Below are 26162 nucleotides of genomic sequence, written 5' to 3' on the forward strand. Positions count from 1 at the left end.
GCCCCGACTTAATTACTTAATACTTAACTACTTTTCACTGACGGGGAACATCATGCTTTTCGGCGAAAACCGCAGCGACATGCGCGAGGTGTTCTTCAGCGCATGGGAGAAATTCCATCGGGGCGATCACTTGGAGCCCGCGGAGCAGCTGGTGGTGGACGTCCTCCACCGGCACCCCGAATACCACCGGGTGGTGGGGGATCGGGACAAGGCCGACAAGGACTGGACCCCGGAGATGGGGGAGACCAATCCCTTCCTTCACATGGGCATGCATATCGCCCTGGCCGAGCAGGTGGGCATGGACCGCCCCGCCGGCATCCGCCAGGCCTACGAGAAGCTCGCTGCGGGCATGGGCGAAACCCACGCCGCCGAGCACGAGATGATGGAATGCCTGGGCCGGACCCTGTGGGACGCCCAGCAGGCCGGCGGCCAGCCCGACGAGGCCGGCTACCTGGAGTGCCTTCAGCGGCTGGCCCAGGAAAAGGGAGGCCGGGTCGATGACTGAGGCCACCGGCGCCGAGGATGTCCGGTGGGACCTGAGCGACCTCTACGCCGGCGCCGATGACCCGGGGTTATGGGCCGACCTGGACGCGGCCGAGGCGGAGGCCGACCGGTTCCGCGCAGCCTATCACGACCGCATCGCCGACCTGGACGCCGGCGCCCTGAACCAGGCGGTGGCCCGGCTGGAGGCGCTGGAGCAGCAACTGGCCAGAGCCGGCTCCTTCATCCACCTGCTCCATGCCACCCACGCCGACGATCCCGAGGTAGGGGCCGCCCTCACCCGCGTGGAGGAGCGCGGCACCGCCATCGGCAACCGAGTGCTGTTCTTCCAGCTCGAGTGGCAGGCGCTGTCCGAGGAGGCGGCCCAGGCCCTGCTCGCCGAGCCGGGCCTGGCCGATTACCACCATTTCTTGGAAACGGCCCGGCGCTACGCCCCCTATCGCCTGTCCGAACCGGAGGAGCGCGTCCTTGCCGAGAAGCAGCTCACCGCCCGTTCGGCCTGGACCCGTTTGTTCGACGAAACCTTTACCCGCCTCCGCTTCGAGGTGGACGGCGAGGCCCTGTCCGAGGAAGAGATCCTGGCCCGCCTCAAGGAAGAGGACCGAGGCACCCGCCAGCGCGCCGCAGAGGCGTTCACTGACGGTCTGGACGAGCAACTGCCCCTGCTCACCCACATCTTCAACACGGTGCTGTCCGACAAGGCCATCGAGGACCGGCTGCGCGGCTACCCCCACTGGCTCACCGAGCGCAACCTGGACAACGAGGCCTCGGATACCATGGTCGATGCCCTGGTGGACCGAGTCACCGACCGCTACCCCCTGATGGCCCGCTACTACCGCTTAAAGGCAAGCCTGCTGGGGGTAGACACCCTGTTTGACTACGACCGCTATGCCCCCATCCCTGGCACCCAGCGCACCGTGTCCTGGGAAGAGGCCCAGCGCACGGTCCTCGAGGCCTACGGCGCCTTCTCCGCCGACATGCGCGCCATCGCCGAGATGTTCTTCGACCTCGGCTGGGTCGACGCCCCCGTGGCCGACGGCAAGATCGGGGGCGCCTTCTCCCATCCGGCGACGCCGGACGCCCATCCCTACGTGCTGGTGAACTTCACCGGCACCCCTGGCGACGTCATGACCCTGGCCCACGAGCTCGGCCACGGCGTCCATCAGTACCTGGCCCGCGAGCAGGGCCACTTCAACGCCGATACGCCCCTGACCACCGCGGAGACCGCATCGGTGTTCGGCGAGATGCTCACCTTCGAGCACCTCATGGGCCAGGAATCGGACCCGCAGGTGCGTCTGGGGCTGCTGTGCAACAAGCTGGAAGAGATGTTCGCCACTGTGTTCCGGCAGGTGGCCATGAACCGCTTCGAGGACGCGGTGCACACCGCCCGGCGGGAAGAAGGGGAGCTTGCCGCGGAGCGCGTGGGCGAGCTTTGGCGCGCGACCCAGCGCCCGCAGTTCGCCGACGAGGCCGGCGAGGCAGTGCGCATGACCGAGGGCTACGGCCATTGGTGGTCCTACATCCCTCACTTCCTGCACGTCCCCGGCTACGTCTACGCCTACGCCTTCGGCGAGCTACTGACCCTGGCCCTGTACGAGCGCTATCGGGAGCAGGGCGAGGCCTTCGTGCCCCAGTACATGGAACTGCTGCGGGCCGGAGGCAGCGAGGCCCCCGAGGCCTTGATGGGACGGCTGGGGCTGGACCTTGCCGACCCCGGGTTCTGGGACAAGGGCCTGGACGTGCTCGAGGGTATGGTAGGCCAAGCGGAGGAGCTGGCTGCCGAGACCGGGGCCGACTGACCATCTGTCGCTGCCTGGCACCCCGGTCGGAGCGGCAAGCCGGAACCAGGATAGCCTTAGGGGAACGCTTCAGGAGGGGGAGGCCAACCGCCCGGTAAGCCACCCCTTGGGAATGGCCTCCATATCCCCCAGGTAGCGCCGATAGTCCAAGCCGATGCGGTCGGCCAGCTCCTGGGCGCGGCGCCCCATGCGGTCAGGAGCCGCTTGGGGAAGGGGTGGCCGCCCGGCAAAAGCCGCCACATTGGCCCGCCCCCGGGGCTGCAGACGGTAAACCGGCCGACCGAAGGCGTCGGACATGGCCTTAAGGGCGCCGTTCAGGCGCAGGCGATTGCTGCTCCACAGGTTGGCGGCCATCACGCCGCCCTCTTCTAGGCGCTGTTGGATCCCGCCGTAAAAGGCCCGCGCCAGCGTTCCGGCGGCTGGACCGCGGGCGTCAAAGACATCGGCGACCACGAGGTCCCAGGCCCCGGGGCTGTCGGGCCCCGGGTCGGCAATAAACGCCCCGGCTTCAGCCAGATGGATACGCAGGCGCGGATCATCCTCGGCCAGGGCAAAGAAATCCCGGGCCACGGAGACCACCCGGGGCCAGCTCTCCACCGCCTCCACCTGCGCCGCGGGAAAGTGATGTAGGAAGAAGTGGGCCAGGGCGCCGCCGCCCAGTCCGAGGAGGAGGATGCGTCGAGGCTCGGGGCGGAACAGCAGCGCCGCCGTCAGGATCCGCGTATAGGGCAGAACCAGCCAGTGTGGCTCCTGGGGGTCCAGGCTGCTCTGCTTGGAGACGCTGCCGAAGTGAAGGGTGCGCACCCCGGAGGGCTCTTGAACCACCTCGATCACGCCCTCGCTGTCGGCGTGGCGATAGAGGGTCCTGCGTGCCACCGGCTGTCCTCCTGTAAAATGCAAACCCCATTCTGGCACACTCCCTTGCCCCCGGCCCGGCCAGACGCAATGATGGGGGTTACCGCGCACGGATTGGCTCATGTACCGCGACGAAGCCCTGCGCCCCCTCAGCCGCCAGCACCACATCGCTTTGGTCTTTGCCAAGACCCTGCGCCAGTGGCGCCGGCGGGAGGCAAGTCCCGAGGAGCAACGGCGGTTGGCCGAGGCCGCCCACCACTTCTGAGAGGGGGAGATGATCCCCCACTCCCGGGCCGAGGAAGAGGTCCAGCTGGGTCGCTGGGACCGGCCAGGTACCGACCTCGTGGTCACCCGGGTCCTGCAGGAGCCTATCGTCATCCATCGGGTGGCCAAGCGCCTGGGGCGAGCCCTTCGGAAGGGAGCGATCACGACGACCTGGGAGGAGACCCTTCGCCTGAGCGATTGGGTCCACGCCCACTCCCCTTCGATGAGCGCACCTGGCTACCGGAGCTGGAGGTGGATATGAGCAGCGACCTTCTGGCCGAGGCCGCCGCCTCAATGGACCAGACCCTGGATCCCTTGGAAGTGGAAGCCGCCCTGCCACCCCGCCCCGAGCCTAGCGAGCAGCCCTAAGACCAACCGGGGACCGGCCATGAACGCCTGGCAAAGCGTGGCTATCAGCGAGATCGGCCAGCGCGGCACCAACGAGGACGACTTCCTCGAGGCCCCGGATCTGGGTCTGTGGGCGGTGGCCGACGGCATGGGCGGCCACGCTCACGGGGAGATAGCCAGCCGCACCGCCCTGTCGGCCCTCAAAAGCGCTATGCTCGAGGGCCAGGACTTGGCGGCGGCGGCAACCGCAGCCAACCGCACCACCTGGGAAGCCGCTCGGCAGCGGGGCTCGGATATGGGTACCACCTTGGTAGCTTTGCGCCTCCACGCCGACGCGGGCGAGGTGGCCTGGCTGGGGGACAGCCGGGCGTACCGCTGGGACGGCGCCACCCTGAGCCAGGTCACTAGCGACCATACCGTGGTCCAGGAATGGGTAGCCCAGGGCCGTATCCGACCGGAGGAGGCCCGCCATCATCCCTACGGCCATGTGCTGACCCGGGCCCTTGGTCTCGACCGGGACGAGCAAGCCGAAGCCGTATGGCTCCCCCTGGAAGGCGGAGAGCGCTTCCTGCTGTGCTCCGATGGGCTCACCGACACGCTTACGGACGCGGAAATTGCTAGGGTTCTGGGGCATAGCCCCGATGCTGACGCCCCTGGGGCCCTCTACCAGGCGGCAGCGGCCGCCGGCAACCCTCACCAGGACAACCTGACCGCCGTTGTGATCTACCCCGCCTAGCCCCGGCTCCACCACACGAGAGGCGAGCATGCCCCAGCTCACCGTCGACGCCCTCAATCCCCCCGGTACCAAGGCCTGGCGCCTGCAGACCGATCACTCCTGGCGCAAGGCCCGCTTCGCCGAGGCCCTTCAGGAGGGCGACTTCGTCACCCCTGACCCGGAGGAGGTGCGCCCGTGGCTGACGGGCCGGCTGACCAAGGACTGGCGGGGCCGCGTCACTTGGGAGGCGGCCCCCGGCCGCACCACCTTCGCCCCCGGCGAGATCAGTCTCCACGCCATCGCTCACCGCAGTCAGCCGGCTCCGGTCCCCGACCGGGAAGAGCTCCGGCAGGTCATCGCCGGCACCGACACCAGTGCCCGACGCACCCTGTGCCTGCACCTGAACGGGCGGTTCCTGCTGTGCCGGCCGGAAGAACCATCCCCAGCCGGCGATCCAGCCCTGGCCGCCTACGGCGACAGCCTATCCGGTAGCGCCTACCTGGGGCCGGAAGCCACCGAGGACGACCGCTACATCGCTGAGCAGTACCGCAATTTCCTGAGCGCTTGGTATCACCACCTGCGCACGGGCCGGGTCGGCATCTACGCGGGCGAGCCGCTCTGGGACTCCTCCGCGGCGGAGCTGGCCGAGCGCATCCGGGCGTGGGAGCCGGACGGCTAGTTTTCGGTTTTCAGTGGTAAGTTTTTAGCAAACGGCACCGCCAACGCCCGCCCCTTCCCCGCAAACAGGCGCTAACGCTTCAGGCCTGCTTTTCGGCGCGCGAGTCCTGCGGGGCTTCCTCGATGGCCATGCCGAGTTTGTCGAGCAGGGCGCGGTCGCTGCCCTCGTCGGGGTTGGGTGTGGTCAGCAGTTCGTCGCCGTAGAAGATGGAATTGGCCCCGGCCTGGAAGCAAAGGGCCTGCTCCGCCTCGGTCAGGGACAACCGCCCGGCGGCGAGGCGGATGTAGGAGCTGGGCAGGGCGATGCGCGCCGCGGCCACGGTACGGATAAACTCCAGGGGCTCCACCGGCTCGCTGCTGTCGCCCACCGGCGTTCCGGGCACCGGAACCAGATTGTTGATGGGGACGCTCTGGGGCTGGGGCGCCAGCGCAGCCAACTGGGCGATCAGACCGGCCCGGTCGGTCCGGCTCTCGCCCATGCCCACAATGCCGCCACAGCAGACATTGAGACCCGCTTCCTGGACCTTGCGCAGGGTGTCGAGCCGGTGATCATAGCCCCGCGTCCCGATCACCTGCTGGTAGTATTCCGGGGAGGTGTCCAGGTTGTGGTTGTAATAATCCAGGCCAGCCACGGCCAGGCGTTCCGCTTGGCCCTCGCCCAACATGCCCAGGGTGGCGCAGGTCTCCATGCCCATTTCCTTGACCGCCGCCACCATCTCGGCCACCTGATCCAGATCGCGATCCTTGGGACCGCGCCAAGCGGCGCTTAGGCAGAACCGGGTGGCACCGGCGTCCCGCGCCGCCCTGGCCTGCTCCAGAACCTGGTCGGTGGCCATCAAGCCCTCCCCCTGGACACCGGTTTGGTAGCGTGCTGCCTGGGCGCAGTAGCCGCAGTCCTCGGGGCAGCCCCCCGTTTTTACCGAAAGCAGGGAGCTCACCTGAACCGTGCCCGGCCGGAAGTGGCGGCGGTGAATTGTCTGGGCCTCATGGACAAGGTCCATGAAAGGCTTATCCAAAAGGGCCTGGACCTCGGCAGTGCTAAGAGACTGGGCCATGGTTACACCTCCGCCTGGGAAAGGGGTCGAACCTAGCCCTGACCCCGGATCGTGTCAATCACCGCCGCTCCGTTTCGCCGGTCCAAAAGATGGTGCGGCGGCGCGGAGCGCACACCGCCCGCGTAACCGGCCCAGTAAAGGCACGCCCGCGCGGGCGGTCCCGCCCGCCCCACCAAGGTATCGCCAACTTTCCGGGCAAAGGCGGCATCCGAGCCCACCGATTACCAGAAGCAGCCTCCTTGGCAATCGCCTTGGACCAATCCCCTCGCCGACCCTGCTTGCTCAGTAGGCCCAGGAAGGGTGGTGCCAAGCAACCCTTCGGCGGTACCGTAGGCTTCCAGCGCCACATGCGAGACGTTATGATCCCAGCATCGGAGCGGTATCCGCCGTCTGCAGCCATTATGCCTCGGGGGGCGTTTTTATGGCCCGTGCCTCTCAGTGGCCCATCCAGTCACGCTTCGCCGCTGGGGACCGGTGCTGCCAGGCGCCTCATTAGGGCGGCAGGAACTGTGAGATGGCAAATGCACCCAAGATCACACATCTCGAAGTGCGCCCTCGTAGCGAGGATACCCCAGTAATGACACCGTCCGCGCAGGGGCGTCTCCGGCCGGCAATCCCGCAGGGAGGAGTAACCTTGAGGATAACGAAGCTGTGGCGCACCGCGATTCTGGCATCCATCATGACGACCGCGGCCCTTGCCGCCTCGCCAGCTATGGCCAAAACCCTGGAATGGGGCGGCTGCGGCATTACCAAAAAGGCCTTCGTGTTCGCCTTGGCGGACGCCTTCGAAGAGCGTAATGGAACAAAGATCGAAATCCACGGCGGCGGTGCCACCCATGGCATCCGTGGCACGGAAAGCGGCGAGATCCATATGGGCGGCTCCTGCCGCCCGCGCATAGCCGGACATCCCAAGGAAGACGTGCGCATGGTGCAGGTGGCCTGGGATGCCCTGGTTGCTATCGTTCACCCTTCCAATCCGATTGATAACCTTTCAAGCCAGGAGCTGCGGCAAATCTTTCGCGGCAACATCACCAACTGGAAGGAGGTGGGCGGTCCGGACAAGTTCATTGTGGTCGGTTATCGCTCCGCCCCGCTTTCGGGAGTGGGCTACTCCTTTAGGGAGCTGGGCTTCCGGGAGAAGACGGGTCCGGGGGACTTTACCGCCGGGGTGGCCCGCAAGTCCTCGGGCCCGCTGGAGATGGCAGTCGAGCACTTGCCCAATGCGTTTGCCATTACTGGTGTCTCCAGTGCCCGTAAAAGGGACATCAAGATCATTGGCATCGATGGCATCGAGCCCAGCCCGGAGAACATCGCCTCGGGCGATTACCCCTACTACCGTCCCCTTTATCTAACCACGCCCAAGGATCCCGACCCCGCCGTGAAGCAGTTCGTGGAGTTTGCCCTGTCCGACGAAGGCCAGCGGATCATCCAGGAGCAAAAGACCGTGAACCTCGAGATGGGGTCCACATTGGACAACCCCTGGGGTGACGACACCTTCGAGCGGGAATGAACCGGGGGTAGTTTCCCGGCGCCCCCAAGCGCGCAAAAGGACCCTCATGGGTAACCGGCTATCACGGATCTATACCCGTACCGGCGACCAAGGCGATACCGATCTCGGGGACGGCTCGCGGGTGGCCAAGGACCATCCGCGGGTCATCGCCTATGGCGAGGTAGACGAGCTCAATAGCCACGTCGGCCTGATCGCCGCGGAGGACCTCCCCGACGAGATTTCCGAGCTGCTGAGCGACATCCAGCACGATCTCTTTGACCTCGGCGCGGAGCTGGTGGTACCCGGCCATCACGCCCTGGACGCGGCCAAAGTGGAGACCTTGGAAGCGACCATGGACCGTTTCAATCAGGAGCTCGGCCCCCTTCAAGAATTCATCCTACCCGGTGGCGGCCGCGCCGGAGCCCAGGCCCACCTGGCCCGGACCGTTTGCCGTCGAGCCGAACGGGCGGTCTACGTGCTGTCCCATGAGGACAAGGTCTCGGCGGTCACCTTGCGCTACCTCAACCGGCTGTCCGATCTCTTGTTCGTGCTGGCGCGGGTCATCAACCACCGCACGGGGGAACCCGAGGTCCTGTGGGATCGGCACCGCCGTCAGCAATAGCTCGCGGCCGGGCTTTCCATCATATCGGACCTGTGGCCCCCTTTTTCCACCGCGCCCTGTTCGGCATGATTGATTCGGTGGGTTGCCGACCGCCCGGGTGGCGGCGCGCGACTTCCAGCGGACAAGCCGGGATACCCTCAGGGGGTCCCTTGATGAACCCTATCCGGCTGCGGCTCCTATCCGGGGACACCGGACCAGCCGACGGACTTAGGAATCAGCTCGCCCGGTTGGGCTGGCGTTTCCGGCAACTCCAAGGCGAAGAGGGCAACGCCACCGAGTAGGGGCTCGCTCCACCCGCTTCCGAAACCGCTCCCCCATCGCCACAGCCGGCTGTGCTCGAATCCGTCCTGTGGCAAATGGCCGCGCCCGTTGCGGCCTGCGCCCGGGACGGACCCCTGTCACTGGTCAACCCCCCTGCCCGGGAGCTTTTCCCAGAGGCCACCGAAGGCTCCCCTTCCACCCGTTGGTCTCAAGGGCTAACCCTCCTCCGGGAGGGCGACGGCACCCCCTTATCCCCCGAGGAGCTCCCCCTCATTCAGGCATTGAACGAAGGGCCTACAGAGGTTCGCGGGCTAGCGGCCCGGGATCCCTCCGGGGCCCTAGGTGCCCTGACGTGAAGGGCCCAACCCGTCACCGGCACCGACGGCGCGTGCCGCAGTGCGGTGATGATCACGCGCGACCATACCGAGCACCGACAGTCGGAGCGTCGCCTCCGTCGCCAGCGCAACCACTACGCCGCTATGAGCGAGATCAACCAGTTCGTTATCCTTCAGGAGCCGGATCCGGACTCGGTCTTCGCGGCGGTATACGAGATCGCGGTGACCTATGGCGGCCTGGCCTGGCTTGGCCTGGGTGGCTATACCCGATGGCCAGGGCTGGGTCCATCCCGTGGCCGCCTCCGGAGACGCCAGCGCCTACCTCGCTCACTTGGCCATTGCCACCGATCCCCGGCAGCCGGAAAGCCGTGGCCCCACCGGCATCGCCATGTACGAGGACCGGCAATTGGTGGAGCCCGATAGCATTACCGATCCGGCCATGTGCCCGTTGCATGCCGCGGCAGAGGCGGCCGGTTTGCGCTCCTTGGCAGCTTTCCGCTTCCACCGTGGCGGCAAGGTGGAGGCCAGTCTCAACGTCTACGCCGATGAGTCCCATTTTGTCAGCGTGGACCTCATCCATTTGCTGGACGAGATGGTCCTAGACATTTCCTTAGCCCTGGACCACCACGACCGCATGGCCGAGCACCGCCGCCTGATTGAAATCGTCGAGGCCACACCGGAGGTGGTAGGTATGGCCGATTCTGCCGGTAACCTCCTCTACCCCAACCCGGCGGCCATGGTACCTCTGAGCCTCAGGCGCACCGAGGGCAATATCGCTAAAAGCCATCCTCCGAATCATGGGATCTTCTCCGGAAAGAGACCTTCCCGATGGCCTTGGAATACGGGATGTGGCGCGGCGAGACCGAGCTCCTGAGGGTCGATGGCGCCCCTCTCCCCTTTTCCCAGACCATAATTGCCCACCGCGACTCCAGCGGTGAGCTGACTCACTTCTCCGCCATCGCTCGCGATATCAGCGAACAGAAGTAGACCCAATCCGAAATCCGCCGTTTGGCCTACCGGGACAACGTAACCTGAAGATCGACCGCTCCCTGATCACGGAAACCGACAGCGACCACAGCTCATCGGTCATTGTGGAGGCGGTCCTGGCCATGGCCACCGCCTGGCCTTGGCCATGGTCGCCGAAGGGGTGGAAACCCGGGGCCAGGCCTCGTTCCTCCCCAGCAGGGCGGCACGGCAGGCCAAGGGTTCCTGTGGCCTCCGGCTCTGCCGGCCGCCGAACTTGCCGACCACCCGCCGCCAACCCCTGACTCCTTACAAGGCACTAGAATAGGGTGCGTCACCAAGCTCCCTCGCCACCACCACCGGGAAAAGGCATTCAACCCGCCCGCTCCCTGTCCGCTGTCCTCGGCAGCACCGCCATTCTATTGGGCGGTTGTATCTCGGCACCCCAAAGCCCTCGCCTTGAAGGCACAGGGTGCCCTATTCCAACCCATTCCCATGCCGGGGAGCGGGTCGGCGCCTGCCACTTCAACGGCAACGTCGGAACGGCTGTCGCCTTTAGCGGGCCCCTCCCCGATGGCTCCTATGGGACCACGGTTTAAATGACAGGCTCGGGCCGATTTACCACCGAGCTGACCCTACAGCGGGGCTTCGACCGCTTCTCGGGCCGGTCCCGGCCGGGGGGGTCCTGCCGCCACCGGCCTGGACGAAACAGGGAGGCCGGATGCCGCGCTGTGGGGGCATTCCGAGGACGGCCCCGGGCTAGCGTTGGTGCGCAATGGCACCATGTTGACACCCAACCCCTAGCCGGGGCGGCTGGGGACGGTGCCTCACCGATGATCAAGGGCTTGAGCCTTGGGCTTGCTCGAGCCGAAGGCGCCAGGCCTGAAGCCCCGGAACAACCCAGTCGGGTCGGGTATCCGGGCGCAGGGCCAGTTTCTCCAGAGCCCAGCGCTGGCAGCCCTCGGGTAGCTGAGGGAAGTGTTCCCGGTGACCGCAGGCGAGGGCCACCCAGCCCGCCAGCTCCGTGCCCGGTTGCTTCTTCCCGCTCTCCATTCGCGCCCCCAGCCAGTCGGCGGCATTGCCGGCCACGCGGGCCAAACGCCGGCCCCGTTGCGGGTGGGGACGGCGCTGCTGGAGGATCGCACCAACTGCCAGGACCCGAAACAGGTCTCCGGGCAGATCGGCCGACCCTAGACTGCCGTCGCGGCGATCGTGGTAGAGGCGACCCTTTTGCCACATGGCCTCAATGACATAGTCCAGGGCGTCCTCGGCGTAGTCGCGCAACTCGGGGCGGTCCAGCCGCTCCGCAGCGCGCAGCAGAGCCCGGGCCGCCTCAGCGTTGGCCCCGGCCAGCTTGACCCTTTCCACCGGCGGGGCCGGCCGATCCAGGCGCTTGCTCGCCGGGCGCTCATAATAGGAAACGTCGGCAATCCGGCCCCGCCAGAATCCGCCTGCCGGATCCCATAAGGCATCGCGCAGGAAGAACCAGCCCGAGTGGGCCGCCAACCGGGGCTGCCCCGGGTAGCCCGCCAGCCAGGCGGTCAGCCACGCATTGGGCTCCAAAAGCTTGGCGGTCTCCACGTGGGCGTCCGGCCGGTGGGGATCCACGTAATAGAAAAAACCACCCTCCAGGCGATCCAGCAGCCGGTTGGCGTCGACACGGGCCGCCTCAGAGCGCCGGTCCGGCCACAATCCCTCCGCCTCCAGCCACAGCCAAGTGCGCGCTTGGGGCCGTTTCAAGCCCGCTCCGGTTTCGAAACGGCCGACCAGGGTACTCTGACCCGGGTCGTAGAGCCGTTCCAAATGCGCCAGGAAGGCGTCGCGGAAGGCCCGGAAGGCAGGGGCGTCAAGTGCTTCAGGCCGTAGGGTTCGCCCGGAAGGGGACCGCTCGCGAGAGTCACCGGGGCTCTGCAGCAGGGCGATGAGGTCGTCGGGGGAAAGGATGCCGGTAAAGGTGCGCAGGACAGACCCACCGGGTTCCAGGACGACATTGAACGGCAGGCCGCGCCCACCGAAGCGCTGGACCAGGTCGGGGCGGGCGTCCCAATTAATGCGTACCGGCACCGTATGGTGCCGCAGCGCCTTGCGCACCCGGGGCGCTTGCAAGGTCTCACGCTCGTAGCGGTGACACCAGCTGCACCAGTCGGCATCGAAGTAGACGAACAGGGGCTTGTCCGACTTCCGGGCTTCCCCCCGGGCGGTTTCCAGGTTAGGGCGCCACAGCCCGCCCTCGGCGGCCCCTGTCGGGCCAACCGGACCCAAAAAGAGCAGAACTAGGAGAAAGCCGCAGACAGCGGGCACCGACATGGCATGAGCTCGAGCTCGGGCCGTTTCCCCTTTGGACCAGCGCACCGGTTCCGCTACGCCTCTGGCTCCACGGGGCTGCGGAAGTCGTCGGGCTTGACCGCGAGTACCGAGGCCCGGGTTCGCTTGAGCACCTCCTCAGCGGTATTGCCGATGAACAGGCCGGCCAGGCCGGAGCGCCCCTGGGTGCCCATGACCACCACGTCGGCCTGCTGCTCCTCGGCAGTGGCCAGGATGACCTCTGCGGGCTCACCCTTGTGAACGTGGCCGATCCATTCATCGGCCCCACCGCCATAGGTCGCCATCACGGTTTGGAGGTGATAGCGATGGCTGTCCTCGATGCCGCGCTCAAGGGCGTCCACTTCGGTCTCGCTTAGCCGTGCCCGGCTTCCGCGCAGGATGGACTCGCCTACCACCTGCCAGGCGTGGACCAGATGCAGCTCGGCTCCCTCCCACGCCGCCAACGCCCTGGCCAGCTCCAGGATCTTGCGGTTGAGGGGGTCGTTGTCCGGCTCCTCGGGGTCCGGATCCACGGCGGCCAAAATGCGCCTTGGGGGGGTGCCGAAATCGCTCTTGATGACCCAGATGGGCACCGGACACTTGCGCATGAGGTGCATGTCGGTGCTCACCAGCCCCTCGGCGGGCCCGGCCGGCGCCCCCTTGATCAGGATATCGTGAGCCTCGCGCATAACCTGTCTGGTGAGGGCGACAAAGGCCTTGCCGAACACCACGGTCACCTCGGCCGCCACTCCCTGGTCCCGGGCCTGCGCCGCCAAGTCCTCCAGCTCCGCCTGACGGGCATCGCGGATAGCCACGGACAACCGCTCCACCGACCACCCGGGAAGCAGCTCGCCCATAACACCAGGAACGGGATCGAGGACATCAATCAGGGTCAGCCGCGCGCCGTTGCGCTGAGCCAGCCCCACGGCCCGGTCCAAGGCCGGATCCAGCCGGGAAGTGGCGCTGGCGTAGAACAGGATGCGCTTGAACCGTTGCATGACAGGCCCCTTTATCAGAAAAGGAGAAAGCGATCCCGGCGCCGCTTAGGCATTGCCCCCCAGACGGTGGGCCGTGCGGGCGAGGACGGCACCGGAGGCTTGCTGAAGCAGGCCCTCCAGCGCGGCCGTTACCGCCTCGAGGCGATTGGCCTCCGCCTGCTGGCTTGCGGCGAAACGCTGGCGCAGGACCACCCGACCTCGGCTTTGGTCCCAAAGGACGGCGATCAGGGTCATCCGGACCGTGGGGGGAGCCTGCGAGCCTTGGGGATATTCCGCCTGGAAATCCCGCACCGCGGTGACCAGCCGGTAACGTGCCGGGGCGCCGCTCGAGGCCCAGGCAGCCGCCCCCAGGCGGTTTTCCACGCTAGTTATGAGGAAATCCCGGACCAGCTGCGGCAGGGGCGCCGCCCAGCGGGCACCGGCGAAGTGGTCCAGGCGCCGCCCCCCGCGCATAACAGCGATGCGGTCGGAAGCCAGACCGGCCGGCACCACGGGACTGGCCACCTCGATGCGGCCAGGCACTGTGGTGGCTTCCTCGAGGCCGATCGGGGTCAGAACATAGCGCTCGGGCGGAGCCTCCGCCTCGGGGAGGGAAACGCAGGCACTGAGAAACAAGGCGGACAGCAGCCCAAGCGTAGGAGCGTACCCGATCATTGGGGGACCTCCAGGCCGCCCTTTTCCGGCGGAACCACCAGCTGCGAGGGATTATTACGCAGCTGCCGGGCCAAGGCTTTAATCTCGGCCAGGGTGCTGCGGCCATCGCGCAGGAATAGGCGAATCTCTTCCAGGCCCTCCCCGGCGAAGCGGTCGATCTGGTCCGCGTTGCTGCGGGTCAGGCGGTCCAGCCGAGTACTGAGGGAGCGCACCCGGGTCAGGGCCGCCTCCACATCCGGGATTAGCTCCCGCCCCTCGGACAGGGTCGTCCTGGCTTGGCCGGCAGTGCGACCCACTTCCTCCAAGCTGCCTTCCGCCTTCGCGACTAGGCCGCCCGCCCGCTCGGCCAACCGGTTGAGGCGGCCGGACAGCTTGCGGGCATTGGCCAGGGTCCGGCCGATCTCGGCCAGGTTGTCTTCGGACAGAACCCGCTCGAGGCGTTCGGCGATGCGCGTTACCCGCTCGGCAGTCTCGGGGAGGTCCTCGATCAGCCGGTCCAGCTGGGAAGACCGGGCCTCAAGCACCGGGTAGGGCCGGTCCTCGGGCTTGGGCGGGGGTGGCCCGGCGGCCTCGGTGGTGAGCTCGATGTAGGACAGACCTGTAATGCCCTGGGGCTTGATTTGCGCCACGGTGTCCTCGGTTACGGGCGTAATGGGCTCAACAGCGACATCGACTGCCACGACATCGGGCTTCTGCGGAGACACGCGCACCTCGAGGACCCGGCCCACCTCAACACCCCGATAACGCACGCGACCGCCCTGGCTGAGACCGCCGACGCCCCCTTCGAACGGGACGGTATACCGATCCCGGTCGCTGGTCCGATAAGTACCGGCCTGCCAGACCGCGAACCCTGCAAACGCGGCCATCAACAGGACCACCACCAGCCCTACCGTCAGGTAGCGGACATCCCGTTCCATGCCTCATCCTTGCCGAGTATGGCCCGCATGCGCGGCCCGTGAAAGTATTCCCGGGACCAGGGGTGACCGCTTGCCAACATTTCTGACAGGGTCCCGGATCGGATGCGTTTATCCACAATCACGGCGAGTCGTTGGCAGATATGAACCAGGGTATAGAGGTCATGGGAGACGATTACGACCGTGAGATTCAAGACCTCCCGGAGGTATTGGATCAGCTCGTCAAAGGCGGCCGCCCCGATGGGATCCAAGCCCGCTGTGGGCTCGTCCAGGAAAACCACCTCCGGCTCCATGGCCAAGGCCCGGGCCAGCCCCGCCCGCTTGACCATGCCGCCGGAGAGTTCGGCCGGGAACTGGTCGGCGGTATGGGCCGGTAAGCCGGCCATGTGGAGCTTGAACCCCGCCAGCTCCCGGCGGATGGACCGGGGAACACCCAGATGCTCACGCATGGGCAGCTCGACGTTCTCCCCCACGGTCAGCCCCGAGAACAAGGCCCCTCCCTGGAAAAGCATGCCCCAGTGGCGCTGATAGCGCATGCGCTTACGGTGGGGGAGCTTCAGGATATCGCGGCCCTGGTACAGGATCTGGCCCGCCTGGGGCCGATTGAGCCCCAGTATGCTGCGCACGAGCACCGTCTTGCCGCTTCCGGAGCCCCCGATAAGCCCCAGGATCTCGCCTTTGAGGATGTTCAGGTCGAGCTCGTCGTGAACCACCCGATCATGGAAGCGGTTCGCCAAGCCCTGGACCTGGATTAGCGGCTCACCGGTAGCAACATGGGGCATCGGCGGAGCCGTCCTATATGCCCAGGGTGGTGAAAAGGATGGAGAAAACGGCATCGGCAGTGATCACCAGGAAGATGGACTGGACCACTGCCACGGTGGTTGAGCGCCCCACGCTTTCGGCGGATCCGCCGACGTGCATGCCCCAAAAGGTACCCACTGTACCGATCAGGAAGGCGAAAACCGGGGCCTTCATCAGCCCCACCCAGAAGGTCCACGGGGTCAGCGCCGACTCCACCTGGTCCAGGTAGGAAAGCGGGGAGAGCCCCATGAGCATATAGGCCGACAGCGCCCCCCCTACCAGCCCCGCCAGATCAGCCAGGACCGTGAGCAACGGCACCATAATCACCAGCGCCATGACCCGAGGCAGAACCAGGACCTCGAACGGGTCCATGCCCATGGTTTCCATGGCATCGGTCTCTTCGTGGAGCTTCATGGAGCCGATCTCCGCCGCAAAAGCCGAGCCCGACCGGCCCGCCACCAGAATGGCGGTGAGCAGCACACCCATCTCCCGCAGCAGAGAAACCACCGTCAGGTTGACGGTGAAGATCTCGGCACCGAAACGGGTTAGCTGGGTCGCCCCCTGATAGGCCAACACAATGCTGATCAGAAAGGCCAGCAGCGCCACCACGGGGATGGCGTTCACCCCGGCCCGGTGCATGTTAGCCACAACCGCGCCGAAGCGCAGCCGGGTGGGAATGACCAGGCACAGCACCAGGGTTGCCAACAGCCGGAGCAGGAAGACGGTTGCCTTACCGGTGTGCCGGAGGCCATAGACGGTCCAGGCCCCCACCTTTTCGATACCGTCAAGCAGAGTCTCCCGCCCGGGGCGGGGAGACTCGACCAGGTCGGGGAGGTCGGCCACCACCTTGTCAAAAAGCCGGCTATGGACCGCCTTGAAACCGGTCACTTCGACTTCGAAGCCAGCTTGCTCCAGATTTCGGACCCCATCCTGCAGCAGCCAAGCCCCCGAGGTATCGAGCTGCTCCAGGCTGCCGCACCGAATAAGGACAAAGGGGAAGCCCTTCGCCTCTTCAGTCACCTGTGAAAGGCGTTCCTTGAGGGCGGCCCCGTTCTCGATCACCCAGTCACCGAAAACCCGGATTACCAGCTGGCCGGCTTGCCTTTCCAGACTCAAAAACTGTTCCGAGGGCATATCCCCGCTTTCCGACCTACCCCTGGTTTCCCCAGCCTAGCCCAAAGCAGGAATTGGGGTAAGGATGACAGTCATTCAAATCCCCCAGGGCAGGTGTACCAGTCCGGCCAGGGGCACCAGCATGGCCCCAGAGTGGGGGATGCCCCCAATCGGGCCCGGCCACCGAATCCGCCAACGGAATTGGTCAGGAGCCGCCACCTAGACGCGGGTCAATTAGTGGCTTACTTTTGGCAAGATACATCTCTTTTGGGGGTCAACCATCATGCATCCAACCACTGCGGATAACCTCGGCAAGCTTGTCCTGAGAGTGGTCCTGTCCGTCCTGATTCTGCTCCACGGCATTGCCAAGATCCCCGAGGGCGCCGGCGGCATCGTCGGCCTCACCGAGAGCGCCGGTCTACCCGGATTCATTGGTTATGGGGTCTTCATCGGCGAAATCCTCGCCCCAATCATGCTCCTGCTGGGCTGGCACGCCCGTATCGGTGCGGCGCTGATCGCCATCAACATGCTTTTCGCCATCGGCCTGATGCACCCCGACGAGATCCTGATGCTCAACCAGCACGGCGGCTGGCAGATCGAGCTCCAGGGCATGTATCTACTCACCGCCCTGGCCCTGGTTTTCACCGGTCCCGGCAAGTTGAGCATCAACCAGCGTTGAGGCTCTGTTCGCCGTAGCTGAAAAGGCCCTCCGCAACCGCCGGAGGGCCTTTTCCTTGTTCGGCTGCCTAGGCAGGGATAGGGGCTTACCGTCTCGTTCAGCCCGGGGAGCCGAATGGCCAGAGCCCCGAGCCAGCCGGCACCGCCTTTCGGCCCTTCTCGTTCCTGCCCAGACCGCAATGCCCGTTGTTACCGGACCGCTTGATGGCTCCCATGGGAACGGCGGTTACGGTAAACCAGCTATTCAACGAGTTCTTCGTGGGTAAAGAGATGGACCGGGCCTCGCTGGCAGGCTTCGGCTGGCCATGGTTAAGGCCTGTTCTTTGCGACCCGGGGCTTTGGCCGAGGGCCTTCTGTAATGCTTCCTAGCGGCAATCCGGTCCGGTAAAAAAGGCCCCAGGCGAATTCGCCTGGGGCCTTGATTATTGGTGGGCCCGCCCGGACTTGAACCGGGGACCAAGGGATTATGAGTCCCCTGCTCTAACCAACTGAGCTACGGGCCCGTGGAAGCAAAAATTTACCCCAGGGCCGGGGGCGCCGGGAACGGCGGCAACGGCGCTGGGGTAACTCGCCGGCCGGCAGGACGCTCAGCCGGCGCTGCTGCTCTCGCTGTCCACCTCCATGAAGCTCGAAAGCCGCTTGGAGCGGGAGGGGTGGCGTAGCTTGCGCAGGGCCTTGGCCTCGATCTGGCGGATGCGCTCGCGGGTGACGTCGAACTGCTTGCCCACCTCCTCCAGGGTGTGGTCGGTGGACATGCCGATGCCGAAGCGCATGCGCAGGACCTTTTCTTCCCGCGGCGTGAGCTCTTGGAGGACCTCGTCGGTGCACTCGGTAAGGCTGGCCTTGATGGCCGAATCCACCGGGGCCTCGGTGTTCTTGTCCTCGATGAAGTCGCCCAGGGCGCTGTCCTCGTCGTCGCCGATGGGCGTCTCCATGGACAACGGCTCCTTGGCGATCTTGAGGATCTTGCGCACCTTCTCCTCGGGCATCTCCATCTCTTCCGCGAGCTCCTCGGGGGTGGGCTCCCGGCCCATCCGCTGCAGCATCTGCCGGCTGGTGCGGTTGAGCTTATTGATGGTCTCGATCATGTGCACCGGGATGCGGATGGTGCGCGCCTGATCGGCGATGGCCCGGGTAATGGCCTGGCGGATCCACCACGTGGCGTAGGTGGAGAATTTGTAGCCGCGCCGGTACTCGAACTTGTCCACCGCCTTCATCAGACCGATGTTGCCCTCCTGGATCAGGTCCAGGAACTGCAGGCCGCGGTTGGTGTACTTCTTGGCGATGGAGATCACCAACCGCAGGTTGGCCTCGGCCATCTCGGTCTTGGCACGACGGGCCTTGGCCTCGCCGGTGGTGATCAGCCGGTGCAGGTCCTTGACCTCGCGCACGGGCAGGCCGGACTGCTCCTCGATGCGCTGGAGCCTCTCCTGGTGGTCGTGGACCCGCTCACGCACCGCCTTGAGGCCGGTGGCCTTGCCGTGGTCCCGGCTCACCAGCTCGTCGATCCACTCGGGATGGCCCTCCCAGCCGTGGAACTCGCGCAGGAACTCCTTGCGATCCAGCCCGGCTTCGCGCACGCACAGCTCCATGATGGCGCGCTCGGACCGGCGGAGCTCGTTTACCTGCTCCTGCGCCCGGTCGACGAGGTCGTCGATGAGCCGGGGATTGAACTTGACCCGCTGGAACTCGCCGGCGAGCTCGTCGCGCTTGGCGTGGTAGGCCTCGGCGTGCAGGCCCTCGGCCTGGCGGGCCTCCTGGGCCTCGGTGTAGAGCTGGCGGCAGCGGTCGAAAAATTCGCCGGCCTGGCGCTCAAGCTCCTCCTTGGAGACCTCCTTGGCTTCCTGCTCGTCGGCCTCCTCAACCTCGCCTTCGTCCTCGAGCTGTTCCACGGCGGCATCGAGGGCGGCGTCCTCCTGCTCGAGATCGCCCGCTTTGGCCTCCTGCTGCTCCTCGTCCTCGAAGGCCTGGATGATCTCGTCCAGGCGGCGATGGACCTCGGCCCACTCATCGGCCAGGGTCAGCACCTCGTCGAAGGTGGAGGGCAGGCTGCACAGGGCGCGGATGACCTGGTTGCGGCCCTCCTCGATGCGCTTGGCGATCTCGATCTCGCCCTCACGCGTCAGCAGCGGCACGCTGCCCATCTCCCGCATGTACATGCGGACCGGGTCGGAAGTCTGCCCCAGATCGGCCTCGACGCTGGCCACGGCCTCCTCGGCATCGTCGTCGGAGCCACCGGCGGCACCGATGAGCATCTCGTTCTGGGGGGCTTCATCGAGGACCTCAATGCCCATGTCACCAATCATGGAGATAATCGACTCCACCTGCTCGGCCTCGAGGACGTCCTCGGGGAGATGGTCGTTGATCTCCTTGTAGGTGAGGTAGCCGCGCTCCTTCCCCAGCGCGATTAGGCGCTTTAGCTCCGAGCGCTGCTCGGCCTGGTTACTCATGCGGCAATCCCTCCTGGCTGGACCTATGCGTTCGGGTCGGTATTCCAAAAACACGCCGCGGGTCGGGACCGGCGGCAATACTCAATGCCTTCCAGGGCTCGCCCTCAGGGGGTGCCCCGTCGTTCAAGCGCTTGCTCCTGGCGCTTGAGATCCTGAAATTCGCGCGCCTGATCGGCGCTCCACGCGGCCACCCGCGCCTCTTCCTCCAACGCGTCTAGGCGGGCCTTGATGGCATGCACCTGGAGCTTGCGCAAACACCCCTGGAGCTCGATGCGGCGCCCTTCCGGGGGAACCCCGGGATCATGGCCGGCGAGGTCGGCGACACCCTCGCCGTAGGGGACCTCACGCAGATGCTCGATCAGCGCCCCCAGGCTCATGTCCGGGTGGGCGTGGACCGTCTCTGCCACGGAGAGCAGCAGATTGATGCCCGCAGAGCGGTGGCGCCCCAGATCCTCGGCAGCCGCCATGACGTCCGCCGCCAGCTCGTGGGGCTCGCTCAACAGCAGCAGCAGGGCCTGGCGCGTTACTGGCTGACGCCACAGGAAATCGGCCGAGCGCCGGACCTGCTCCGCGGACTCGGGGCCCCCGGAGTCACGCTCCCGGCCCTTGCTGCGCTCCAGGTGGCGGTGGACCTGATTCTGGCCCAGCTTGGCGATGCCATCCAGGCGCTGGACCAGAAAATCCCGGAGCTTGCTGTCCCGGATGCGGCCGTAAAGGGGGCCCGCCAGCTCCAATAGGCGGTCACGGCCCTCCGGCGCGCTCAAATTAACCCGCTCCTTGAGCCCCTGGATGAGGAACTCGAACAGCGGCACCGCCTGATCGGACCGGGCCCGGAAGCTCTCGGCCCCCTCGGCCCGTACCAGGGAGTCGGGATCCTCGCCCTCCGGCAGAAACAAAAAGCGCAGGCTGCGGCCGCGTCCCGCCTCCGGAAGAGCCGTCTCCAGGCTACGCCAGGCTGCCTCCCGGCCGGCGCTGTCGCCGTCGAAGGCCAGCACCACCTCGGGCACCGTCCGCAGCAGCAGCTTGAGCTGATCGGCGGTCAGCGCCGTGCCCAGGGGCGCCACGGCGTTACCGACCCCGGCCTGGGCCAGGGCGATAACGTCCATGTAGCCCTCCACCACCAGGGCGCTCTCCTGTTGGCGCAGGACCTGGCGCGCTTCAAACAGCCCATAGAGCTCGCGCCCCTTGTGGAAAAGCGGGCCTTCGGGCGAGTTCATGTATTTGGGCTCGCCGTCCCCCATGACACGACCGCCGAAGGCGATAACCCGCCCCCGGCGGTCGCGAATGGGGAACATGAGCCGATCCCGGAAACGGTCGTAGACCGACCCATTGCGGCTGATGGTCAGGCCCAGCTCCTCCAGGGCCTTGCGGCTCGGCTGGCCGGTGCCTAGCGCCTCCAACAGATTGCGCCACCCGGCCGGGGCAAAGCCCAACCGGAACCGTCCGGCTGTCTCGCCGTCGATGCCCCGGTCGCGCAGATAACTGTGGACCGCACCTGCCTCGGGATGGTTCCGCAGCTGGTATTCGAAAAACCGGGCCGCCTTTTCGTTGGCCGCGGCCAGGGTGGCCTGGTCCAAGCCGCTGCCCGCCTCGGCCTTTTCCGTTTCCTCGCGCGGGGCGCCGGCTTCCTCCGGCACCTCCAGGCCGTAGCGGCCGGCCAGCTCGCGCACTGCCTCGGGGAAGCGCAGGTGCTCGTACTCCATCAGGAAGCCGATGGCGTTGCCGCCGGCACCGCAGCCGAAGCAGTGGAAGATCTGGCGTTCTGGGTTGACGTTGAAGGAGGCGGTCCGCTCCTCATGGAAGGGGCAGCGGGCCTTGAAGTTGCTGCCCTGCTTTTTGAGGGGGACATACTCGTCGATCACCTCGACGATGTCCGCCCGCCCCAGCAGGTCATCGATGAAGAACTGCGGGATACGGCCCATGGGCCCCTCGTCTCGCCCGGCTCAGGAAGCGTTCTGGCCGCCGGTGAATTCCACCTCGGTCACCCCTGCACCGCCGGCCTCCGGGCGGGCATGGCCGTAACGGGCTACCCGGGGTTCGGCGGCGAGGGCCTGATGCACGGCCTCCGACAGCACGCCGGTGCCCTTGCCGTGGAGCACGGTCGCCTGCCTCAAGCCGGCCCTGTAGGCATTGTCCAGGAAGTGCTGGAACGCGGCCAGGGCCTCTTCCCGGCGCATGCCGCGCAGATCGATCTCGGTGGTGGCCGGGGTGGCCGGGGCCCGCTGGACGGCACCGGCCGACTCGGCCTGGGTCGCCGGCTCGGCGCGTTGGGTTCGCTGGAAATTGGCCAACTCGCCGCGCACCCGCTTGCCCGCCAGATCCATCTCGATTTCATCGCGCTCGCTATCGACGGCCACCACTTCGCCCGCCTTGCGAAAAGGCGCCAAACGGCCCTTGTCGCCCACCTGTACCTCTTGGTCGGCTTTGACAGCGGCCCCGGTTCCCTGTTCCGCCGGGGCCGACTCCCCGGTCCCCCGGAAGCGCTTGTCCAGTTCACGCAGGGCGGCATCGGCCTCGGCGGTGTTGCCAGTCTCCTTGAGACGCCGGATAACGGCCCGGACCTCCTCTCGGGCCTCCTCCAGGGTCTCGGCCCAGGCGGCCGACGCCTCGCCATAGGCCTGGTGGCGCTCGGCTTCCAACTGGGCGCGCAGCTCCGCGGCCTCCCGGTCAGCGGCCTCGGCCCGCTCCCGGGCCTCGGCGGCACCGGCCCGGTCACTGTCCGCCTCGGCCAGCAGCCGGTCGCGCTCGTTGAGCAAGCGCTCAACCTCCAGGGCTTCTTCGCCCAGAGCCTCGCGGGCCGATTCAATCAAGTCTTCCGGCAGCCCCAGACGAGCGGCGATCTCCAGGGCCTGGGAGCGCCCAGCCTGGGCCCATTCCAGCCGGTAGGTGGGCTCCAGGCGCTCGACGTCGAAGGCCAGGGCGGCATTGACCACCCCGTCGTGGGCCACGGCGTAGTGCTTGAGCCGGTCGAGGTGGGTGGAGACCAGCGCCACCGCGCCCGATTGGCGCAGCCGTTCCAGCACCGCGATGCCGAGCGCCGAGCCCTCGTTGGGATTGGTCCCCGAACCCAGCTCGTCGATCAGCACCAGGCGCCGGTCATCGACGCCTGCCAGCACCCCCTTGAGACGCACCAGCTGGGCGGAGAAGGTGGACAGATCCGCCTGCAGGCTCTGCTGGTCGCCGATCACCGCCCATACATCGTCGAACCAGCCCACCGTACCGGACCCCGCCACCGGCAGACCGCAATAGGCCATCCAGTGGGCCAGGCCCACGGTCTTGAGCAGGACCGTTTTGCCGCCTGTATTGGGCCCTGAGATTACCAGGCAGCGCGCGTCGCCCCCTAGGCTCAGATCGCCAGGCACCACCTGATCGGGCCCGTGATCCAGAACCAGGAGGGGATGAGCCGCCCCCTCCAGGGCGAAGGCCGGACCTTCGCCCAGCTCCGGCACCGAACCGCCCAGGTCCCCGCGCAGTGCCTCACCGGCCCGCAGCAGGTCCAGAAGCCCTAAGAAATCGGCGGCCTCGATCAGGTCCTGGCGGGCCCGCGCCACCGCCTTGGTGGCCTGGACCCGGACTCTATGCTCGGCGCGCTGGGCCTCCGCCTCGGCCCGCTCCAGGCCGTTGTTCAGGTGGACCGCCTCCAGCGGCTCCATGAACACCGTCTCGCCGCTGCCCGAGGCGGCGTGCACCACACCTTTTACATGCCCCTGGCTTTCGGCCTTGACCGCCAGCACGTAGCGGCCCTGGCGGAGGGTGATGCGGCTGTCCCGCAGGTGCGGCCGCAGGCCCCGGCTGTTGGCACGCTCCTCCAGATGGCTGCGCACCCGCTCGCGGGCGCGGCGCACCTCGGCCCGGGCACCAGCCAGTTCGTCGCTGGCCTGATCCCGGATGCCGCCCGCGGGATCGACCACCCGATCCAGGTGGCGAACCAGCTCATCGGGGCGGGCGAAGTCACCGAGGAAGTCGGCGAGGCGGGGTTCCTCCACCTCCGCGGCCGCCGTCTCCACCTCGCCGGCCACCCCCAGGAAGCGGTGGACGGCCGCCAGCTCTTCCGCCTCCAGCACCGCGTCCTCGATCCTTGCCCGGGCCAGGGCCTCCCGGATCTCGGGCAGGTGCAACCGGGGCAGCGCTCGCCCCTCGGCCGTCTCCCGGGCGACGGCTCCGGCCAGGGCCAGACGGTCGGCGACGACCTCGTAACCGTCCAGCGGGTCCAGAACCGCGGCCCGTTCCGCGGCGTAGACGTTGGCGGTGCGATCGGCCAGGACCTGACGCACCCGTTCGGCTTCGAGCGGATCATCGGGTGGGGGTCCGGAGCCGGACGCATAGCGGCCGAGGACGGCCTCGCTAGCCAGGTCCTCGGCCTGCCGGGGTATGTCGCGATCGGGAATCGGGGAGGTGGTGTCCGCCATGTGCCCGGATGATAGCGAGTTCAGGAAGCCAACCGGTCCTTGACCCGCTGGCTGACCTCCCCCATGTCGGCGCGGCCCTGTAAGCGCTCCTTGAGCACGCCCATGACCTTGCCCATGTCCTGGGGACCGCTTGCCTCGGCCTCGGTAATGGCCTGGTCCACGGCGTCGTCGATCTCTGCATCGCTCAGAGCGGGGGGCAGATATTCGGTGAGGATCTCGGCCTCGGCCGCCTCCTTGTCGGCAAGGTCGTCGCGACCCCCCTGGCGGTACTGCTCAACCGAGTCCCGGCGCTGCTTGATCAGCTTGTTGACCACCGCGTAGTGCTCGGTCTCGGAAAGCTCCCTGCCCTGCTCGATCTCGGCGTTGCGGATGGCGGATTGCAGCATCCGCAGCAGTCCCACCCGGGTCTTCTCTTTAGCCCGCATGGCTGCCTTGATGTCGTCGTTGAGACGCTCTTTCAGGGACACGAAATAACGAGCCTCAGCGGTTGCGCCAGCCGGTGCCGGAGCGCTCCATGCGGCGCTGCTGCCGACGCAGACGCTTGAGCAGGCGCTTGCGGGCCGCTGCGGCCTTGCGCTTGCGGGCCTCGGTGGGCTTCTCGTAGCGCTCGCGCCGGCGCGCCTCGGAGATAACACCGGCCTTCTCGCAGGACTTGCGGAACCGCTTCAGCGCCGCCTCGAACGGCTCGTTGTCGCGTACCTTGACAGCCGTCATAGACACCCTCTCCTTGTTGCCCATTTCACCGGAAAACAAGTCATTTTACGCCGATTGTTCAACCCCTGGCAAATGGCCGCGCCCAAGGCCTGACCGATGGGGGCCTTAAGCCGTAGAATGGGCTGTCCAGCCCCTGGAGCGAGCAACCCTTGCGCACCCTCGGCATCGAGACCTCATGCGACGAGACCGGCGTCGCCCTGTGGGACGAGACCCACGGCCTGCTGGCCCATCGCCTGCATTCGCAGACGGCCATCCACGCCGACTACGGCGGGGTGGTTCCGGAGCTCGCCTCCCGGGATCACATCCGGCGCACCGCGCCCTTGATCGAGCAAGTTCTGGCCGATGCGGGATGCGACTACGGGGATCTCAACGGCATCGCCGCCACAGCGGGGCCGGGCTTGGCGGGTGCCCTGCTGGTGGGCCTGTCCACCGGCAAGGCCCTGGCCTTCGCCCGGGATCTGCCCTTCCTCGGCGTCCACCACCTGGAAGCCCACCTGCTCGCCCCGGCCCTGGAGAAGGAGGCGCCCGGATTTCCCTTCGTGGCCCTGCTGGTTTCGGGGGGGCATACCCTGCTGGCGGAGGTGGCCGGGATTGGCCGCTACCGGCTGCTGGGACAGAGCCTGGACGACGCCGCGGGCGAGGCCTTCGACAAGACCGCCAAGCTGCTCGGGCTGGGCTATCCGGGCGGACCGGCAGTGGCCGAAGCGGCGGTTGGCGGCGATCCGGCCGCCTTCGACCTGCCTCGGCCCATGGTGGACAAGCCCAACCTGGACTTCAGCTTCTCGGGACTGAAAACGGCCGTGCTCAACCAGGCCAAGACGGCCGACGAGGGCGGCCCCTCGGACCGGTTCGTGGCGGACCTGTGCGCGAGCTTCCAGCACGCGGTGGCGGAGACCCTGTGGCGCAAGTCGGCCCGGGCCCTTGAGGAGACCGGCCTGAAACGGCTGGTGGTAGCCGGGGGCGTGGGCGCCAATGCCCGCTTGCGGGAACGCTTCGCTACGGGTGCCGATAAGCTGGAGGTGGGCTTGCATTTCCCGCGGCCGGCGTTCTGCACCGACAACGGCGCCATGGTGGCCCACGCCGGCGCCCTGCGCCTGGCCGCCGGTGAGCGTGACGGCTGGGACTGCTCGGTCGTGGCCCGCTGGCCGCTGGAGGAGCTAGAACCGCCGGAGAGGTAACTCAGTGTTCAGTTGGCAGTTGGCAGTTGGCAGTTGGCAGAAACAGGCTCGGCGACTTTCCAGC

General features: G+C 67.0%; 25 protein-coding genes and 1 tRNA gene. 12 read left to right on the forward strand and 14 right to left on the reverse strand.

The window, feature by feature from the left end:
• Positions 1–52: 52 nt before the first annotated feature.
• Both V5A19_RS03185 and V5A19_RS03190 read left to right on the forward strand, forming a co-directional pair.
• Entirely contained in the window at positions 53–505 is a 453-nt protein-coding gene (locus V5A19_RS03185) for a DUF1841 family protein (RefSeq protein WP_332318167.1), read from the forward strand.
• On the forward strand, positions 498–2300 hold the full coding sequence (locus V5A19_RS03190; RefSeq protein ID WP_332327702.1) for a M3 family oligoendopeptidase: 1803 nt from the start codon (positions 498–500) through the stop codon (positions 2298–2300). Before V5A19_RS03185 ends, V5A19_RS03190 begins: the two co-directional genes overlap by 8 nt.
• 69 nt (positions 2301–2369) lie before the next feature.
• Here the strand turns inward: V5A19_RS03190 and V5A19_RS03195 are convergent, their stop codons facing one another.
• On the reverse strand, positions 2370–3176 hold the full coding sequence (locus tag V5A19_RS03195) for a hypothetical protein (protein WP_332318165.1): 807 nt from the start codon (positions 3174–3176) through the stop codon (positions 2370–2372).
• Between the two features lie 100 nt (positions 3177–3276).
• Here V5A19_RS03195 and V5A19_RS03200 point away from each other — a divergent pair, with 100 nt between their 5' ends.
• The 4 genes from V5A19_RS03200 (at position 3277) to V5A19_RS03215 (ending at position 5161) form a co-directional block, all read left to right on the forward strand.
• Positions 3277–3420 carry a hypothetical protein gene (locus V5A19_RS03200; RefSeq protein WP_332318164.1) on the forward strand — a complete coding sequence of 48 codons (144 nt, stop codon included), beginning with the start codon at positions 3277–3279 and terminating at the stop codon, positions 3418–3420.
• A 9-nt stretch (positions 3421–3429) separates the two neighbouring features.
• Positions 3430–3681, forward strand: a complete 252-nt coding sequence (locus tag V5A19_RS03205; protein ID WP_332318163.1) for a hypothetical protein — start codon at positions 3430–3432, stop codon at positions 3679–3681.
• 126 nt (positions 3682–3807) lie between these two features.
• A complete protein-coding gene (locus V5A19_RS03210) occupies positions 3808–4503 on the forward strand; it encodes a PP2C family protein-serine/threonine phosphatase (protein WP_332318162.1) in 696 nt (231 codons plus the stop codon).
• 28 nt (positions 4504–4531) lie between these two features.
• A complete protein-coding gene (locus V5A19_RS03215) occupies positions 4532–5161 on the forward strand; it encodes a hypothetical protein (protein ID WP_332318161.1) in 630 nt (209 codons plus the stop codon).
• A 79-nt stretch (positions 5162–5240) separates the two neighbouring features.
• Here V5A19_RS03215 and bioB read toward each other — a convergent pair whose 3' ends face one another.
• Entirely contained in the window at positions 5241–6215 is a 975-nt protein-coding gene (gene bioB / locus V5A19_RS03220; RefSeq protein ID WP_332318160.1) for a biotin synthase BioB, read from the reverse strand.
• 634 nt (positions 6216–6849) lie between these two features.
• Between bioB and V5A19_RS03225 the strand changes: the two genes are divergently transcribed.
• The 4 genes from V5A19_RS03225 (at position 6850) to V5A19_RS03240 (ending at position 9909) form a co-directional block, all read left to right on the forward strand.
• The gene (locus V5A19_RS03225; protein ID WP_332318159.1) at positions 6850–7725 is read left to right on the forward strand and encodes a substrate-binding domain-containing protein; all 876 of its coding nucleotides are present in this window, start codon (positions 6850–6852) and stop codon (positions 7723–7725) included.
• Between the two features lie 46 nt (positions 7726–7771).
• The gene (locus V5A19_RS03230) at positions 7772–8326 is read left to right on the forward strand and encodes a cob(I)yrinic acid a,c-diamide adenosyltransferase (RefSeq protein ID WP_332318158.1); all 555 of its coding nucleotides are present in this window, start codon (positions 7772–7774) and stop codon (positions 8324–8326) included.
• 825 nt (positions 8327–9151) lie between these two features.
• Positions 9152–9796, forward strand: coding sequence for a GAF domain-containing protein (locus V5A19_RS03235; protein ID WP_332318157.1), 645 nt, complete (start codon positions 9152–9154; stop codon positions 9794–9796).
• Complete coding sequence (locus tag V5A19_RS03240) at positions 9769–9909, forward strand: PAS domain-containing protein (RefSeq protein WP_332318156.1); 141 nt, start codon at positions 9769–9771, stop codon at positions 9907–9909. Before V5A19_RS03235 ends, V5A19_RS03240 begins: the two co-directional genes overlap by 28 nt.
• 813 nt (positions 9910–10722) lie before the next feature.
• Here V5A19_RS03240 and V5A19_RS03245 read toward each other — a convergent pair.
• Genes V5A19_RS03245 through V5A19_RS03270 form a run of 6 tightly spaced genes read right to left on the reverse strand, consistent with a single transcriptional unit; the run spans position 10723 to position 16690 of the window.
• On the reverse strand, positions 10723–12192 hold the full coding sequence (locus V5A19_RS03245) for a thioredoxin family protein (RefSeq protein WP_332318155.1): 1470 nt from the start codon (positions 12190–12192) through the stop codon (positions 10723–10725).
• A 53-nt stretch (positions 12193–12245) separates the two neighbouring features.
• A complete protein-coding gene (locus V5A19_RS03250; protein WP_332318154.1) occupies positions 12246–13187 on the reverse strand; it encodes a universal stress protein in 942 nt (313 codons plus the stop codon).
• A gap of 45 nt (positions 13188–13232) precedes the next feature.
• The gene (locus V5A19_RS03255; protein ID WP_332318153.1) at positions 13233–13841 is read right to left on the reverse strand and encodes an ABC-type transport auxiliary lipoprotein family protein; all 609 of its coding nucleotides are present in this window, start codon (positions 13839–13841) and stop codon (positions 13233–13235) included.
• Positions 13838–14758, reverse strand: a complete 921-nt coding sequence (locus V5A19_RS03260; RefSeq protein WP_332318152.1) for an MlaD family protein — start codon at positions 14756–14758, stop codon at positions 13838–13840. The genes V5A19_RS03255 and V5A19_RS03260 overlap by 4 nt, the downstream gene beginning before the upstream one ends.
• Entirely contained in the window at positions 14734–15537 is an 804-nt protein-coding gene (locus tag V5A19_RS03265; RefSeq protein ID WP_332318151.1) for an ABC transporter ATP-binding protein, read from the reverse strand. The genes V5A19_RS03260 and V5A19_RS03265 overlap by 25 nt, the downstream gene beginning before the upstream one ends.
• 13 nt (positions 15538–15550) lie before the next feature.
• On the reverse strand, positions 15551–16690 hold the full coding sequence (locus V5A19_RS03270) for an ABC transporter permease (protein WP_332327703.1): 1140 nt from the start codon (positions 16688–16690) through the stop codon (positions 15551–15553).
• A 262-nt stretch (positions 16691–16952) separates the two neighbouring features.
• On the opposite strand from V5A19_RS03270, the gene V5A19_RS03275 reads away from it, so the two are divergent.
• Entirely contained in the window at positions 16953–17348 is a 396-nt protein-coding gene (locus V5A19_RS03275) for a DoxX family protein (RefSeq protein WP_332319622.1), read from the forward strand.
• 425 nt (positions 17349–17773) lie between these two features.
• Here V5A19_RS03275 and V5A19_RS03280 read toward each other — a convergent pair.
• From V5A19_RS03280 to rpsU, 6 genes are all read right to left on the reverse strand, one after another.
• Positions 17774–17850: transfer RNA gene (locus V5A19_RS03280), tRNA-Ile, on the reverse strand.
• A gap of 84 nt (positions 17851–17934) precedes the next feature.
• Complete coding sequence (rpoD, locus tag V5A19_RS03285; protein WP_332319623.1) at positions 17935–19797, reverse strand: RNA polymerase sigma factor RpoD; 1863 nt, start codon at positions 19795–19797, stop codon at positions 17935–17937.
• A 104-nt stretch (positions 19798–19901) separates the two neighbouring features.
• Positions 19902–21719 carry a DNA primase gene (gene dnaG / locus V5A19_RS03290; protein WP_332319624.1) on the reverse strand — a complete coding sequence of 606 codons (1818 nt, stop codon included), beginning with the start codon at positions 21717–21719 and terminating at the stop codon, positions 19902–19904.
• A gap of 21 nt (positions 21720–21740) precedes the next feature.
• Positions 21741–24206: an endonuclease MutS2 gene (locus V5A19_RS03295; RefSeq protein WP_332319625.1), complete on the reverse strand. Its 2466-nt coding sequence runs from the start codon at positions 24204–24206 to the stop codon at positions 21741–21743.
• Positions 24207–24226: 20 nt separating this feature from the next.
• Positions 24227–24673 (reverse strand): GatB/YqeY domain-containing protein, encoded by a 447-nt coding sequence (locus V5A19_RS03300; RefSeq protein ID WP_332319626.1) that lies wholly within the window; start codon positions 24671–24673, stop codon positions 24227–24229.
• A gap of 13 nt (positions 24674–24686) precedes the next feature.
• On the reverse strand, positions 24687–24920 hold the full coding sequence (gene rpsU / locus V5A19_RS03305) for a 30S ribosomal protein S21 (RefSeq protein WP_332319627.1): 234 nt from the start codon (positions 24918–24920) through the stop codon (positions 24687–24689).
• Between the two features lie 149 nt (positions 24921–25069).
• Between rpsU and tsaD the strand changes: the two genes are divergently transcribed.
• A complete protein-coding gene (gene tsaD, locus V5A19_RS03310) occupies positions 25070–26098 on the forward strand; it encodes a tRNA (adenosine(37)-N6)-threonylcarbamoyltransferase complex transferase subunit TsaD (protein ID WP_332319628.1) in 1029 nt (342 codons plus the stop codon).
• The last annotated feature ends 64 nt before the right edge of the window (positions 26099–26162 follow it).

Origin of the sequence: Thiohalorhabdus sp. (genome assembly GCF_036628635.1) — a bacterium.
In the GTDB taxonomy this organism is placed as follows: domain Bacteria; phylum Pseudomonadota; class Gammaproteobacteria; order Thiohalorhabdales; family Thiohalorhabdaceae; genus Thiohalorhabdus.

Coding starts and splice junctions, on each gene's coding strand:
- V5A19_RS03185 (WP_332318167.1), top strand. CDS start 53: ATGCTTTTCGGCGAAAACCGCAGCGACATGCGCGAGGTGTTCTTCAGC.
- V5A19_RS03190 (WP_332327702.1), top strand. CDS start 498: ATGACTGAGGCCACCGGCGCCGAGGATGTCCGGTGGGACCTGAGCGAC.
- V5A19_RS03200 (WP_332318164.1), top strand. CDS start 3,277: ATGTACCGCGACGAAGCCCTGCGCCCCCTCAGCCGCCAGCACCACATC.
- V5A19_RS03205 (WP_332318163.1), top strand. CDS start 3,430: ATGATCCCCCACTCCCGGGCCGAGGAAGAGGTCCAGCTGGGTCGCTGG.
- V5A19_RS03210 (WP_332318162.1), top strand. CDS start 3,808: ATGAACGCCTGGCAAAGCGTGGCTATCAGCGAGATCGGCCAGCGCGGC.
- V5A19_RS03215 (WP_332318161.1), top strand. CDS start 4,532: ATGCCCCAGCTCACCGTCGACGCCCTCAATCCCCCCGGTACCAAGGCC.
- bioB (WP_332318160.1), bottom strand. CDS start 6,215: ATGGCCCAGTCTCTTAGCACTGCCGAGGTCCAGGCCCTTTTGGATAAG.
- V5A19_RS03230 (WP_332318158.1), top strand. CDS start 7,772: ATGGGTAACCGGCTATCACGGATCTATACCCGTACCGGCGACCAAGGC.
- V5A19_RS03235 (WP_332318157.1), top strand. CDS start 9,152: ATGGCGGCCTGGCCTGGCTTGGCCTGGGTGGCTATACCCGATGGCCAG.
- V5A19_RS03240 (WP_332318156.1), top strand. CDS start 9,769: ATGTGGCGCGGCGAGACCGAGCTCCTGAGGGTCGATGGCGCCCCTCTC.
- V5A19_RS03245 (WP_332318155.1), bottom strand. CDS start 12,192: ATGTCGGTGCCCGCTGTCTGCGGCTTTCTCCTAGTTCTGCTCTTTTTG.
- V5A19_RS03250 (WP_332318154.1), bottom strand. CDS start 13,187: ATGCAACGGTTCAAGCGCATCCTGTTCTACGCCAGCGCCACTTCCCGG.
- V5A19_RS03255 (WP_332318153.1), bottom strand. CDS start 13,841: ATGATCGGGTACGCTCCTACGCTTGGGCTGCTGTCCGCCTTGTTTCTC.
- V5A19_RS03260 (WP_332318152.1), bottom strand. CDS start 14,758: ATGGAACGGGATGTCCGCTACCTGACGGTAGGGCTGGTGGTGGTCCTG.
- V5A19_RS03265 (WP_332318151.1), bottom strand. CDS start 15,537: ATGCCCCATGTTGCTACCGGTGAGCCGCTAATCCAGGTCCAGGGCTTG.
- V5A19_RS03270 (WP_332327703.1), bottom strand. CDS start 16,690: ATGCCCTCGGAACAGTTTTTGAGTCTGGAAAGGCAAGCCGGCCAGCTG.
- V5A19_RS03275 (WP_332319622.1), top strand. CDS start 16,953: ATGCATCCAACCACTGCGGATAACCTCGGCAAGCTTGTCCTGAGAGTG.
- rpoD (WP_332319623.1), bottom strand. CDS start 19,797: ATGAGTAACCAGGCCGAGCAGCGCTCGGAGCTAAAGCGCCTAATCGCG.
- dnaG (WP_332319624.1), bottom strand. CDS start 21,719: ATGGGCCGTATCCCGCAGTTCTTCATCGATGACCTGCTGGGGCGGGCG.
- V5A19_RS03295 (WP_332319625.1), bottom strand. CDS start 24,206: ATGGCGGACACCACCTCCCCGATTCCCGATCGCGACATACCCCGGCAG.
- rpsU (WP_332319627.1), bottom strand. CDS start 24,920: ATGACGGCTGTCAAGGTACGCGACAACGAGCCGTTCGAGGCGGCGCTG.